At 62.8% G+C, this 13,686-nt stretch carries 11 protein-coding genes; 7 read left to right on the plus strand and 4 right to left on the minus strand.

Going from position 1 to position 13,686, the window contains the following annotated elements; translation table 11 throughout:
• Positions 1-120: 120 nt before the first annotated feature.
• The 3 genes from argA to V6E02_RS11010 are packed head-to-tail and all read right to left on the minus strand — an operon-like array spanning position 121 to position 3,086.
• Positions 121-1,467 carry an amino-acid N-acetyltransferase gene (argA, locus tag V6E02_RS11000; RefSeq protein ID WP_347308850.1) on the minus strand — a complete coding sequence of 449 codons (1,347 nt, stop codon included), beginning with the start codon at positions 1,465-1,467 and terminating at the stop codon, positions 121-123.
• Between the two features lie 45 nt (positions 1,468-1,512).
• Positions 1,513-2,241 (minus strand): 16S rRNA (uracil(1498)-N(3))-methyltransferase, encoded by a 729-nt coding sequence (locus tag V6E02_RS11005; RefSeq protein ID WP_347308851.1) that lies wholly within the window; start codon positions 2,239-2,241, stop codon positions 1,513-1,515.
• Between the two features lie 5 nt (positions 2,242-2,246).
• On the minus strand, positions 2,247-3,086 hold the full coding sequence (locus tag V6E02_RS11010; protein ID WP_347308852.1) for a phosphate/phosphite/phosphonate ABC transporter substrate-binding protein: 840 nt from the start codon (positions 3,084-3,086) through the stop codon (positions 2,247-2,249).
• Positions 3,087-3,303: 217 nt separating this feature from the next.
• Here V6E02_RS11010 and V6E02_RS11015 point away from each other — a divergent pair, with 217 nt between their 5' ends.
• The 7 genes from V6E02_RS11015 (at position 3,304) to fba (ending at position 12,007) form a co-directional block, all read left to right on the plus strand.
• Entirely contained in the window at positions 3,304-3,867 is a 564-nt protein-coding gene (locus V6E02_RS11015) for a thioredoxin family protein (protein ID WP_347308853.1), read from the plus strand.
• A 6-nt stretch (positions 3,868-3,873) separates the two neighbouring features.
• Positions 3,874-4,659 carry an inositol monophosphatase family protein gene (locus V6E02_RS11020; protein WP_347308854.1) on the plus strand — a complete coding sequence of 262 codons (786 nt, stop codon included), beginning with the start codon at positions 3,874-3,876 and terminating at the stop codon, positions 4,657-4,659.
• A 274-nt stretch (positions 4,660-4,933) separates the two neighbouring features.
• On the plus strand, positions 4,934-6,919 hold the full coding sequence (gene tkt, locus V6E02_RS11025; protein WP_347308855.1) for a transketolase: 1,986 nt from the start codon (positions 4,934-4,936) through the stop codon (positions 6,917-6,919).
• 98 nt (positions 6,920-7,017) lie between these two features.
• Positions 7,018-8,019, plus strand: a complete 1,002-nt coding sequence (gene gap / locus V6E02_RS11030; protein ID WP_347308856.1) for a type I glyceraldehyde-3-phosphate dehydrogenase — start codon at positions 7,018-7,020, stop codon at positions 8,017-8,019.
• A 146-nt stretch (positions 8,020-8,165) separates the two neighbouring features.
• Positions 8,166-9,347, plus strand: coding sequence for a phosphoglycerate kinase (locus V6E02_RS11035; RefSeq protein WP_347308857.1), 1,182 nt, complete (start codon positions 8,166-8,168; stop codon positions 9,345-9,347).
• Positions 9,348-9,439: 92 nt separating this feature from the next.
• Positions 9,440-10,876: a pyruvate kinase gene (pyk, locus tag V6E02_RS11040; RefSeq protein ID WP_347308858.1), complete on the plus strand. Its 1,437-nt coding sequence runs from the start codon at positions 9,440-9,442 to the stop codon at positions 10,874-10,876.
• A 66-nt stretch (positions 10,877-10,942) separates the two neighbouring features.
• A complete protein-coding gene (gene fba / locus V6E02_RS11045) occupies positions 10,943-12,007 on the plus strand; it encodes a class II fructose-bisphosphate aldolase (protein ID WP_347308859.1) in 1,065 nt (354 codons plus the stop codon).
• 696 nt (positions 12,008-12,703) lie between these two features.
• Here fba and V6E02_RS11050 read toward each other — a convergent pair.
• The gene (locus tag V6E02_RS11050; protein WP_347308860.1) at positions 12,704-13,675 is read right to left on the minus strand and encodes a LysR family transcriptional regulator; all 972 of its coding nucleotides are present in this window, start codon (positions 13,673-13,675) and stop codon (positions 12,704-12,706) included.
• Positions 13,676-13,686 lie beyond the last annotated feature (11 nt).

The following is a 13,686-nucleotide window of genomic DNA, read 5'->3' on the forward strand; positions in this document are numbered from 1 at the left end:
TGCTTCTCCCTTCCTGGAAGCAGACATGCCGCCCAGGCGGTCTATTGTCGTGGCGGGAATGCTAGCACGGGTGCCGACGGGGGCAAACGCCAGCCGCGCAGGCACACCGCGACGAGAAGCTTAGAGCCGCTTAACGAATACCTTGGACCGGCGCTGGTAGTTGTAGAGGGCCTGCTTCTGGTGTGGCAGCGCGTCCACGCCGGCCTCCGCGAAGCCGTGTTCCACGAACCAGTGGGCGGTGCGGGTGGTGAGCACGAACAGACGTTTGAGCTTTTTGCGCCGCGCGATGTCTTCCATCTTGGCCAGGATCAAGGTGCCGCGGCCGGCGTCGCGGTAATCCGGATGCACCGCCAGGCAGGCGAGCTCGGCCGCCTTTTCCTCCGGGAACGGATAGAGCGCGGCGCAACCGATGATGATGCCGTCGTGGTCCAGCACGTAGAAGCGGTCGATCTCCATTTCCAGCAGCTCCCGCGAGCGGCGCACCAGAATCCCCTCTGTCTCCAGCGGCTCGATCAGGGCCAGGATGCCGCCCACGTCGTCTATGGTGGCTTGACGGAATTGCTCGACCGGTTCCTGGGTGATCATGGTGCCCACCCCTTCCCGGGTGAACAGCTCCTGGATGATCGCGCCATCCACGTGTCGGCTGATGAGATGGGCGCGGCCCACGCCGTTGCGGCAGGCTTTGATGGCGCAGGGCAGGTAGAGGGAGACGTCGGAGGTGGCGTCCTTCATGCCGCGCAGCACCTGCTCGGCTTGCTGGGTGGTGAGTTCCTTGAGCAGCTTGCCTTTGCGGTCAGTGACGCCAGGCGTTTCCATCAGAAAGATGAGCTTCTCCGCCTTCAAGGCGATGGCGGCGGCGGTGGCCACGTCCTCCAGCGTGAGATTGAACACCTCGCCGGTGGGCGAATACCCCACGGGGGAGAGGAGCACGATCTCGTTCTGATCCAGCCGCCGCTTAATGGCCACCGCGTCGATCTTGCGCACTTCGCCCGTGTGTTGTAGGTCCACGCCTTCGCGCACGCCCATGGGCTGGGCGGTGACGAAGTTGCCGCTGGCCACGCGGATGTCGGCGCCGGCCATGGGCGAGTTGGGCAGCCCCATGGACAACAGCGCCTCGATTTCCACCCGCACCGAACCGGCAGCCTCCTTGACGCAGGCCAGCGCCTCGGCATCGGTGATGCGCAAGCCGCCGGCGTATTTCATGGCCACGCCCCGCTCCTTGAGTTCGGCCTCGATCTGGGGCCGCGCGCCGTGCACCAGTACCACTCGCACGTCCAGGGCGTTGAGCAGGTTGATGTCATGGGCGAGTCGGACGAAATCCCCCTCGCTCACCACCTCGCCACCAAAGGCGATGACGAAGGTGCGCCCACCGAAGGCGTGGATGTAGGGTGCCGCCGAGCGGAACCAGTTGACGAACTCTTGGTTACGGGTCGGATGGCGCCGTTTTGATTCGGTTTTGCTGTTCATGGCCGGTGTGGCTGGTTGAACGGACGAAGTGTAACGGACTGACATTCAGAAATCGCCCCATAGCGCGTGCATGGCCGCCAGGGCGGCTAAGGCGGCGGTCTCGGTGCGCAGGATGCGGGGCCCCAGGCGCACCGGCTCAAACCCCCGGCTTTGCGCCAAGGTACGCTCGGCCTCGCTCAAGCCGCCTTCCGGGCCTACCAGGAGGATCACCGGCCCCTGTGGTGCGGCGAGGTTGCCAAGCCGGGTCGTCGCCTCTGGCGAGAGCATGAGCCGCAAGCCGGCAGGCACTGTCGCAAGCCAATCCGATAGCCTTAGCGGCGGGTGCACAGGCGGCACCCGGCTGCGCCCGCTTTGCTCGCAGGCGGCGATCACCACCCGCCGCCAGTGGGACAAGCGTTTATCCGCCCGCTCTCCCGTCAGGCGCACTACACTGCGCTGCGCCGCGATCGGCCAGATTTCGGTCACACCCAGTTCCACCGCTTTCTGCAGCGTATAGTCCATGCGCTCGCCGCTGGCGATGCCCTGGCCGAGGATCACCGCGAAAGGCGGTTCCGGGTCGCTGCTGGTGGCGTCTTCCACGGCCAGCGTCACGACTTTGCGCTCGATTCTTTGGATACGGGCGCGGAATTCCCGTCCCTCGCCATCAAATACGAAGAGGGCGTCGTCTTCTTTCATGCGCAGCACATGCAACGCGTGGTGGCTTGCCTCCGGCGGCAGCGGCAGGCTCATGCCGGGGACAAGCGGGCCAGGACAGTGAAAACGCGGCAGGCGCACGAGATTCAGCGCGGCGCGCGCAATGCGGCGCGCAGCTCCGGTAAATAGGGATCGAGGCTTTTCAACTCGGCTTCGGTGGGTGGGCGTAGGCCCAGATACCCCAGTTTGTCGATGAACTGCCGACCCTCGGCCGTCTGTTCCACGAATTCCTGGATCAGGCGGGCAAAGCGCGCCGCTTCCGCGGCGCCCAGGTCCGACCGGGCCAGGATCATCACGTGGGGTAGGCTGCGGCCCCTGGCTAGCAAAGCCAGTCCCTCACGTTGTTCCAGCGGCAGTTGCAGGAAGGCGGTGTTGGATAGGACCGCCGCATCCACTGCGCCCTCGCGTACCGCCAGGGCGGAGGAATTATGGGAGGGCATTTGCCTGAGGATCACGTCCCGGCCAGGCTCTAATCCCTGTTCACGCAGCATGTTTATCGCTTGTTGGGTGACGATGGCCAAGGAATCAGGGGTGGCTAGGATTTTGCCCCGCAGATCGGCCAGGCTGCGCACGGGGCCACCGTGGGGCACGATGAACACTGCCGCGAGGTCGCGCTGGGGGCGCAACAGGGGGCGGTAGCCGGCGTCCACTTGTGCCAGGCGGGCGAAATGGGGCGCGGTCACGACCAGGGGATAGGCGCCGGTGAGGGTGCGTTCCACGAAGGTGCGCATGTCGGGTGCGGTGACCACCAGCACTGGCCGGCCCAGACGGTTTTCCAGAAACCGCTGGAGTGGCTCATAGGTGTTGAGCAAGGCGCGGGTGGAAAGATAGGGAAAGACGCCCAATTCCAACGCCGCGGGCGCCGTCGGCTGCGCATGCGCGGGCGCGAGGCTCGCGAGGAGAAAGAGCAAAAGCAGGCGTCGCATCGGCGATTCAGGCATGGGGGTGGCGCAGCGGGTTCTAGTTTGCATGCTAGCACGGGCATGAGGGTCGTGAAATGTTGCGGGCCAAGGAGTTGCAGCCGATGGGGGTGATCAAAGGGGGAGGTAGGCAGTCGAAGGGGGCGCCCGGTGCGGGCTGGTGAAATCCTGAGGGGCCGTTATACACTGCGTGGTACAAATTCGGTTTCACGAGGAGGATTCCATGGTCAGTCTCACCACACCCGTTTGCGAATTCGGTCGCAAGGCGCCCGATTTCGATCTGCTCGGCGTCGATGGCAAACGCTACACCCTGGCCGATGTGCGCGGCCCGAAGGGGCTATTGGTCATGTTCATCTGCAATCACTGCCCCTACGTCAAGGCGGTGCGCAGTCGCATCATTCGCGATGCGCGCGATCTGGCTGCGCAGGGCATTGGCGTGGTGGCCATCAATTCCAACGATGCCAGCCAGTACCCCGAGGATTCCTTCGAGGCCATGAAACAGGTGGCGGCGGAATACGGCTACCCCTTCCCCTACCTGTATGACGAGACCCAGGCCGTTGCCCGGGCCTATGGCGCCGTGTGCACGCCGGATTTCTTTGGCTTCAACGCCGATCTCGAATTGCAGTACCGTGGCCGGCTCGATGCCTCGCGCAAGGAAACCGCGCCGGAGGACGCGCGCCGCGAACTCTATGAGGCGATGGTAGAGATCGCCCGCACCGGTCGTGGACCGGCAGAGCAGATTCCCAGCATGGGCTGTTCCATCAAGTGGAAGAACGAGGGCGCGTAACACTCCATGCTCGACGCCATCATCCACGCCACTAAGCAGGTCGCGCAGCACGAAATCGTGCCGCGCTATTTGCGCGTGGCCCATGAGCACAAGGTGGATGGCAGTCTGTGCACCATCGCCGACACCGAAGCCCAGGCTGCGCTGGGGCGCGCCTTGCGGGACATTGCCGACTGCCCGGTGTTGGGGGAGGAGATGGGCAGCGAGGAGCAACAGCGGCTCTGGCAAGCGGGGCGGCAAGGCCTGTGGGTGATCGATCCCATCGACGGCACGTCCAACTTCGTCAACGGCCTACCCTATTTCGCGGTGTCCATTGGCTTTCTGCGCGAGGGCCGACCCGAGCTGGGTGTGATCTACGCGCCCGAGCTAGACGAAATGTTCTGGGCCGAACGTGGCCGGGGCGCCTTCCTGAACGGAGAGGCTTTGCCCATCAAGGAACGGCCGCCGACCAATCTGGGTGCCGCCCTCGCCGGAGTGGACCTCAAGCGCCTGGATCGTAAGCTCGCCGCCGAGCTCGCGGCGCGGCCGCCCTACCGCTCTCAGCGCAACTTTGGCTCCAGCGCGCTCGACTGGTGTTTCGTTGCCGCCGGCCGCTTCGACGTCTATCTCCACGGCGGCCAGAAGCTGTGGGACTACGCCGCAGGCGCACTCATCCTGGAGGAAGCGGGCGGTCGCATCGCCACCCTCGAGGTGGACGATTTCTGGTCCGCCAACCCGTGGAAGCGCTCCGTCATCGCCGCCTGGCATGGCCCCACCTTCGAGGCGTGGCGGGCGTGGGTGCGTCAGCCCCGCTGACACGCGAAACGGTGGGCCCCGCCGCCGCGCGGTGCCGGTTTTTGTTATCTAACCCATTGAACTTTATGATTTAATCTCCGGTTGCCAAGCTTCGGCCGGGTGGGGGATAATTTCAGCTTTCGCTTAACAAGACTCCGCGACCAAGCGGGGCATGGCTGGCGCCCCGGTTTCATTCCAACCCTAACACCCGCCCAGCACGACACGATGCGACGGATGGACCCGGCCGAATTGGCCGGGTGGAGTAGGTTTCCCAAAAACAGAAGGACGTTCTGACATGGCAACTCGCAAAGACCTGGCCAACGCGATCCGCATCCTGGCCATCGACGCCGTGGAAAAGGCCAAATCCGGTCATCCCGGCGCGCCCATGGGCATGGCCGAAATCGCCGAAGTGCTCTGGAACCACCACCTGCGCCACAACCCCAACAATCCCAAGTGGCCGGACCGCGACCGCTTCGTGCTTTCCAACGGGCATGGCTCCATGCTTCTGTACGCGCTGCTGCATTTGACGGGTTATGACTTGCCCATGGAGGAAATCAAGCGCTTCCGCCAGCTTCACTCCAAGACGCCGGGCCATCCCGAATACGGTTACACGCCTGGCGTCGAGACCACCACCGGCCCTTTGGGGCAGGGCATTTCCAACGCGGTGGGGATGGCGCTCGCGGAAAAGATCCTGGCCCAGCAGTTCAACAAGCCTGGCCACGAGATCGTGGACCACTACACCTATGTCTTCCTGGGCGATGGTTGCATGATGGAGGGCATTTCCCACGAGGCGTGCTCCCTCGCCGGCACCTGGGGGCTCAATAAGCTGATCGCGATCTACGACGACAACGGCATCTCCATCGACGGCCACGTGGACGGCTGGTTCACCGACGACACGCCGGGCCGGTTCGAGGCCTATGGCTGGAACGTGATCCGCAACGTGGACGGTCATGACCCGATGGCGGTGGACGCCGCTCTGCGCGCCGCCAAGGAATCAAAAGACAAGCCCACCCTCATTTGCTGCAAGACCATCATCGGCAAGGGCTCACCCAACAAGGAAGGCACGCACGACGTGCATGGTGCCGCCCTGGGCGAAGACGAGGTGGAAGCCACCCGCAAGAACCTGGGCTGGACTTATCCACCTTTCGAGATTCCCCAGGATATCTACGAAGGCTGGGATTGCCGCACCAAGGGCCAGGGGCTGGAAAACCTCTGGAATAACAAGTTTGCCGAGTACAAGAAGGCTTATCCCGCCGAAGCAGCGGAATTCGAGCGGCGCATGAAGGGCGAGTTGCCGGCCAACTGGAAGGAGCATGTGGCGCAGGCGCTGGCCGCCATCAACGAGAAGGGGGAGAACGTCGCCACCCGTAAGGCTTCCCAGATCGCCATCAACGCTTTGGCGCCCATACTGCCCGAGTTTGTGGGGGGCTCCGCCGACCTCACCGGCTCCAATCTCACCAACTGGTCCGGCTGCCATCACACCCATGGCAAGAAGATTGGCAATTATTTCAGCTACGGCGTGCGTGAGTTCGGTATGGCCGCCATCATGAACGGCATGGCGCTGCATGGCGGGGTGCTGCCTTTCGGTGGCACCTTCCTCATGTTCTCCGAATATTCCCGTAACGCCCTGCGCATGGCTGCGCTGATGAAGCAGCGCGTGATCCACGTGTTCACCCACGATTCGATTGGTCTGGGCGAGGACGGTCCCACCCATCAGCCGGTGGAGCAGACCGCCACCCTGCGCCTGATGCCCAACATGGAAGTCTGGCGGCCCTGCGACACCGTGGAGACCATGCAGGCTTGGGTGGCCGCAGTGGAGAAGAGGGACGGTCCTACGAGTCTCATCCTGTCCCGCCAGAACCTCAAGTTCCAGAAGCGCACGCCGGAGCAGATTGCGGCCATCCGGCGGGGCGGCTACGTGCTCGCCGACGCGGCCCAGCCTAAGGTCGTGCTGATCGCAACCGGCTCCGAGGTGCAGCTCGCGCTCGATGCCAAGGCGGTGCTGGACGGGCAGGGTATTGCCACGCGCGTGGTGTCCATGCCTTCCACCACCACCTTCGATCGTCAGGATCAGGCCTACAAGGACAGCGTGCTACCCAAGGGCGTCAAGCGTGTGGCCATCGAGGCCGGCGTGACCGACGGCTGGTACAAGTATGTGGGTTCGGACGGCGCCATCGTCGGCATGAATCGCTTTGGTGAATCGGCGCCCGCAGCCGACCTGTTCAAGGAGTTCGGTTTCACCGTCGAGAACGTGGTCAACACCGTCAAGAGCATTCTCTAAACCCGTGGCGAGGGACACACGGGGCCGGTGGTCCCGGTGTCCCGTGTCTTCCTCGTCATCGCAGGATTCTTGTTCTTTACTTTCAAGGAGAGTAAACCATGGCAATCAAAGTCGGCATCAACGGCTTCGGGCGCATCGGTCGCATGGCCTTCCGCGCCATCGCGAAAGAGTTTCCCAACCTCGAGGTCGTCGCCATCAATGACCTGCTGGAGCCGGATTATCTCGCCTACATGCTGCGCTATGACTCGGTACACGGTCGCTTCAATGGTGATATCAAGGTGGATGGCAATTATCTGGTCGTCAATGGCAAGAAGATCCGGCTCACCGCCGAGAAGGATCCCGCCAACCTGAAATGGAACGAAGCCGGTGCCGACCTCGTCCTCGAGTGCACCGGCTTTTTCTTGGACGAAGAGTCCTGCCAGGCCCATCTCAAGGCGGGTGCCAAGAAGGTCATCATGTCTGCCCCCTCCAAGGACAAGACGCCCATGTTTGTGTACGGCGTGAACCACAACAGCTACGCCGGGCAAGCCATCGTGTCCGCTGCCTCCTGTACCACCAACTGCCTGGCACCCGTGGCCAAGGTGCTACACGACAACTGGGGCATCAAGCGGGGGCTCATGTCCACCGTGCATGCTGCCACCGCAACCCAAAAGACGGTGGACGGCCCCTCCAAAAAAGACTGGCGCGGCGGGCGCGGCATCCTGGAGAACATCATTCCTTCTTCCACCGGTGCCGCCAAGGCGGTGGGCAAGGTGCTGCCAGAGCTCAACGGCAAGCTCACCGGCATGGCCTTCCGCGTGCCCACCTCCGACGTCTCCGTCGTGGACCTGACCGTGGAGCTGGAAAAGCCCGCCAAATACGAAGACATCTGTGCGGCCATGAAGAAGGCGTCCCAGGAAGGCGACATTTCCCGGACCTTGGGCTACACGGATGAGAAGGTGGTGTCCACCGATTTCCGCGGTTGCAGCTATTCGTCCATCTTCGATGCCGAAGCCGGCATCGCCTTGGACGACACCTTCGTCAAGGTGGTGGCTTGGTACGACAACGAGTACGGCTACACCTGCAACATGCTGCGTTTTGCGGAGCACATCGCCAAGTAATTCCGTTGCGAGGGCGTCGATGCAGGCCATAAGGTTTTTCTTGTGGCTTGCATCCGGCAGCCGGGTGCGTCGATTTTCCTGCGCCGTGAGGCGTAAGGCATGGATGCGATCCATCCCTTACACCTTATCGCAATCAGGAGAGAGTCATGTCCGTCATCAAACTCACCGATCTCGATCTCAAAGGCAAGCGCGTGTTTATCCGGGCCGACCTCAACGTGCCGGTCAAGGACGGCAAGGTCACCAGTGATGCGCGCATCGCTGCTTCCATGGCCACCATCGAGCATTGTCTCAAGCAGGGCGCGCGGGTGATGGTGACTTCGCACCTGGGGCGCCCCACGGAGGGTGAGTTTTCCGAGGAGAACTCCCTCAAGCCGGTGGCGGACAACATTTCCCAGCGGATGGGCAAGCCGGTCCGTCTGATCCGAAACTGGGTGGATGGCGGCTTCGATGTCGCCGAAGGCGAGCTGGTGGTGCTGGAGAACGTGCGCTTCAACAAGGGCGAGAAGAAGAACGACGACGAACTGGCCAAGAAATACGCCGCTCTGTGCGACGTGTTCGTGATGGATGCCTTCGGCACCGCCCACCGCGCGGAAGCCTCCACCCACGGCATCGCCAAATATGCGCCGGTGGCCTGCGCGGGCCTACTCTTGATGCAGGAGCTCGCGGCCCTGGAGAAGGCTTTGGCCAACCCTGCGCGGCCCATGGTGGCCATCGTCGGCGGCTCCAAGGTGTCCACCAAGCTCACGGTGCTGGAATCCCTGTCGGAGAAAGTGGACCAGCTGGTGGTGGGCGGTGGCATCGCCAATACCTTCATCAAGGCGGCGGGCTACAACGTGGGCAAGTCCCTGTGCGAGGATGACCTGGTGCCTACCGCCAAGGCGCTCATGGAGAAAATGTCGGCGCGGGGCGCGCGCATTCCTATCCCGGTGGACGTCGTGGTGGGCAAGAAATTCGACGCCAACGAGCCGGCGGTGCTGAAAGACGTGCAGGACGTGGCCGATGACGACATGATCTTCGACATCGGCCCCAAGAGCGCCCAGGAGCTAGCCGACATCATCATGGCGGCGGGCACCGTGGTGTGGAACGGCCCGGTGGGGGTATTCGAGTTCGACCAGTTTGGCGAAGGCACCAAGAAGATCGCCATGGCCATCGCCGAGACCAAAGCCTTCACCCTCGCCGGCGGCGGCGACACCATCGCCGCCATCCAAAAATATGGCATTTACGACAAGGTGTCCTACATTTCCACCGCCGGCGGGGCGTTCCTGGAATACCTGGAAGGCAAGACCCTCCCTGCCGTGGCGATTCTGGAAGAAAGGGCAAAAGGCTGAGGCTTCGCGGCTAAAGCGCGCGGAGTAAGGTGCAGCGATGCCACCGGTCCTTGATCGGCCTCACCCCCTTCTCCTTGCCACACGGGAACTCCATGCAACGTAGAACCAAGATCGTCGCCACCATCGGCCCCGCTTCGGACGACCCCAAGGTCCTCGACAAGATGATCGCCGCCGGGCTGGACGTGGTGCGGCTCAACTTCTCCCATGGCACGGCGGAGGACCACACACGCCGCGCCGACATGATCCGCTCCCTGGCGCGCGCCCGTGGCAAAACCGTGGGTGTGCTGGCAGACCTGCAAGGGCCCAAGATCCGCATCGGCAAGTTCGAGACCGGTTCCATCACCCTTGAAAGAGGCGACCGTTTCATCCTGGACGCCAATTGCGCTCTGGGCAACCAGCAGCGCGTGGGCCTGGACTATAAGGCGCTTCCCCGTGACGTGCATCGCGGCGACACGCTCCTGCTGGATGATGGCCGGATCACCATGTGGGTGGAAGAAGTGCGCGGGGATGAAATCGTCTGCAGCGTGGTGCAAGGCGGGGTGCTGTCCAACAACAAGGGCATCAATCGCTTGGGCGGTGGCCTGTCGGCGCCGGCACTCACCGACAAGGACCTGGAAGACATCCGCACCGCCGCGGCTTTCAAGACCGATTATTTGGCGGTTTCCTTCCCGCGCAGCGGCGCCGACATCGAACGTGCGCGCAGCCTGTTGCGCGAGGCCGGCGGCCGCGGTCAGATCATCGCCAAGATCGAGCGGGCCGAAGCCGTGGCCGCGCTCGATGAAATCATCGACGCCGCCGACGCCATCATGGTGGCCCGCGGCGACCTCGGCGTGGAGGTGGGCGATGCCGCGGTGCCAGGCTTGCAGAAGAAGATGATTCGCCTGGCGCGCCAGAAAAACAAGCTCGCCATCATCGCCACGCAGATGATGGAATCCATGATCGAGAACCCGATTCCCACGCGGGCAGAGGTATCAGACGTGGCCAATGCGGTGCTGGACGGCACCGATGCGGTGATGCTCTCGGCGGAGACCGCAGCGGGGAAATATCCGGTGGAAACCATCGCCGCCATGGACCGCATCTGCGCGGAGGCAGAGAAGGAGGTGGATATCTCCTTCATGAGCCAATACAAGCTCAAAAAGCAATTCGACCGGGCGGACGAGGCCATCGCCATGTCCGCCATGTTCACCGCCAGCCACATCAAGGTAAAGGCCATCTGCGCCCTGACCCAATCAGGCTCCACCGCATTGTGGATGTCGCGCATGCATTCCGAGGTGCCGATCTACGCCTTGACACCCGAAGTCGAAACCCGTAGAAAGCTGACCTTGTTTCGCGGCGTCTATCCCGTCAACTTCAAGACCACGACGAAAGATCGGGAACAGCTGCTGGTCGAGGCGGAAGACGAACTACGTCGCCGCGGCGCGGTGCGTGACGGCGACCTGATCATCATCACCTTCGGCGAGGCCATCGGCAAATCCGGAGGAACCAACACCATGCGCATCGTGCGGGTGGGTGACCACCGGCAGGCGTGAGCGGCGAATCCGTCACCAGCGCCTCGGTTGCCCCAAACGTTTAGTCAAAACCTCAAGGAGAAAGCAATGGCACTGATTACCCTGCGCCAACTGCTGGATCACGCTGCCGAACACGGCTATGGCGTGCCGGCGTTCAACGTCAACAACCTGGAACAGATGCGCGCCATCATGGAAGCCGCCCACGAGACCGACAGCCCGGTGATCGTGCAAGCCTCTGCCGGCGCTCGCAAATATGCTGGCGCGCCCTTCCTGCGCCACTTGATCCTCGCTGCCATCGAGGAATGGCCACACATCCCCGTCTGCATGCACCAGGACCATGGCACCTCGCCGGCCGTGTGCGTGCGTTCCATTCAGCTGGGCTTTTCGTCCGTGATGATGGACGGCTCTCTGCTAGAAGACGGTAAAACGCCATCCAGCTACGAATACAACGTGGAAGTGACACGCAAGGTGGTGGAAATCGCCCACGCCTGCGGCGTGTCCGTGGAAGGCGAGCTGGGCTGCCTCGGCTCCCTGGAAACGGGTAAGGCCGGTGAGGAAGATGGCATCGGCGCCGAGGGCACGCTGGATCATTCCAAGCTCCTCACCGATCCCAACGAAGCGGCCGACTTCGTCAAAAAAACCGGTGTGGATGCCCTGGCCATCGCCATCGGCACCTCCCATGGCGCCTATAAGTTCACACGCCCGCCCACGGGCGACATCCTCGCTATCGATCGCATCAAGGAAATTCACGCGCGCATACCCAACGTGCACCTGGTGATGCATGGCTCCTCCTCCGTGCCCCAGGAATGGCTCAAGATCATCAACGAATACGGCGGTGACATGGGAGAAACCTACGGCGTGCCGGTGGAGGAAATCGTCGAGGGCATCAAGAACGGCGTGCGCAAGGTCAACATCGATACCGACCTGCGCATGGCTTCTACCGGTGCCGTGCGCAAATTCCTGGCCGAGAACAAGAAAGAGTTCGACCCGCGTAAATTCCTCACCGCCGCTACCAAGGCGATGAAAGAAATCTGCAAGGCCCGTTACGAAGCCTTCGGCACCGCTGGCAATGCCTCCAAGATCAAGGTGCTGTCTCTGGAAGCCATGACCAGCCGCTATGCCAAGGGCGAGCTGGATCCCAAGGTCAACTGACGCGGCCGCTCATGGTCACGACAAACGGCCCTTCGGGGCCGTTTGTTTTTTTGGGCGCCGCGGCTCGTCTGTTGCCGCGCCAGCTCAAGCAGCCGCGCCCGGTGGCTTCATCCGAGCTTCTTTCCCCGACTCTGGCCTGTTAGGAGCGCGCGCTGCGCACGGCTTCCATCATGACCACCGGCCCGGTGGGTGCGCCGGTGGGGGAACCGCCTTCAGGTTCCAGGCTGATGGCAAAGGCAGAAGCCTCTCGGCAGCTGCCGGGGTCAGGCCTTTACCTTATAGCCTGCTGCCCACGTCCCCCTGAACTTTCCATTGCGATCCGCCAGACTCTTGTGCCAGCGTGTCTCTCACCCACACTCGTTTGCGCTTAAGGGGTCAGGCCTTTACTTTACACCTACCCCGCCAAAACCAAACGAGAACGCCGGCGTCCGGGACAACCGCCCGCGTTTGCGCTTAAGGGGTCAGGCCTTTACTTTACACCTACCCCGCCAAAACCAAACGAGAACGCCGGCGTCCGGGACAACCGCCCGCAGGACTGGCTCAGCCCTCAAGTTCCACAAAACCGCGGAATGCCGACATGGAAGCTGTGGGCGCGAACTGGCTGCATGATGCCCGGCGTAGGCGTGGGCGATGGGCTGCGCGGTCGTGTCTCGATTCATGTGCAAAAGCGTTTCGATCGGGAAACGTGTTGAGTGGTCATGGCAGCGTTACCTGCTTTCGCCATTCTCCATGGCGGCGCCGACTGGCAGCGCGGCCGACTTGGGGCGCGCGTGGGCTCAGCAGGGTCACGTGGCTGCGCAGGAAATCGAGAAAGGTTTGCGCTACAACCGACAGAGGTTTATCCCGCAGGCGCACCACGTACCAGTGGCGGCGGATGGGAAAGCCGACTACATCGAGAATGCGCAAGTCTTTCTCGCCGGGTTCAAGACTCAAGGTGCTCTGAGACAGCACGGCCAGGCCCAGCCCGCCGGCCACCGCTTGTTTGATGGCTTCGTTGCTGCCGAGCTCCATGCGAATGGTGAGGGGCACGCTGTGTTCCTGGAACACTCTTTCCAGGGTGAGTCGGGTGCCGGAGCCGCGTTCCCGCACGATGAACGGCTCGCTGCCCAAGGCGGCGAAAGGGATGCGCTTGCGGCGTGCCAGGGGATGATCGGCCGGCGCCAGTACGACCAGCGGATTTTCCATGAAGGGTTCGCATTCGATGTCCAACCCTTCTGGTGGCACGCCCATGATGTAGAGATCGTCCTGGTTGCGCGCCAGTCGCTCCAGGAGACGGTTTCGGTTGATCACTTCCAGTGCCACGTCGATACCGGGATATTGCTTGCAAAAGGGACCCAATAGACGCGGCATGAAGTACTTGGTGGTCGTGACGGCAGCGATGCGTAGCCGCCCCTGTTTCACGCCTTTCATATCGGCGATAGTCTGCTCGAAACGGCTCCAGGCCTCTAGCCAGCTCGCGCAGGTGGCGTAAAGTTTCTCGCCGGCCTCGGTGAGAAAGACCTTTTTGCCCACCTGTTCCAAAAGCGGAAGCCCCACCGCTTCCTGCAGCAGGCGGATCTGCTTCGAGACCGTTGGCTGGGTGACGTGCAGTTCCTCGGCGGCGCGGGAAAAACTCTTGAGCCGCGCCACGGTCTCGAAGGCGCGCAACTGGCGCAGCGTGACATGCATTATCGAATGAC

Origin of the sequence: Thiobacter sp. AK1 (assembly GCF_039822265.1) — a bacterium.
GTDB lineage: Bacteria > Pseudomonadota > Gammaproteobacteria > Burkholderiales > Thiobacteraceae > Thiobacter > Thiobacter aerophilum.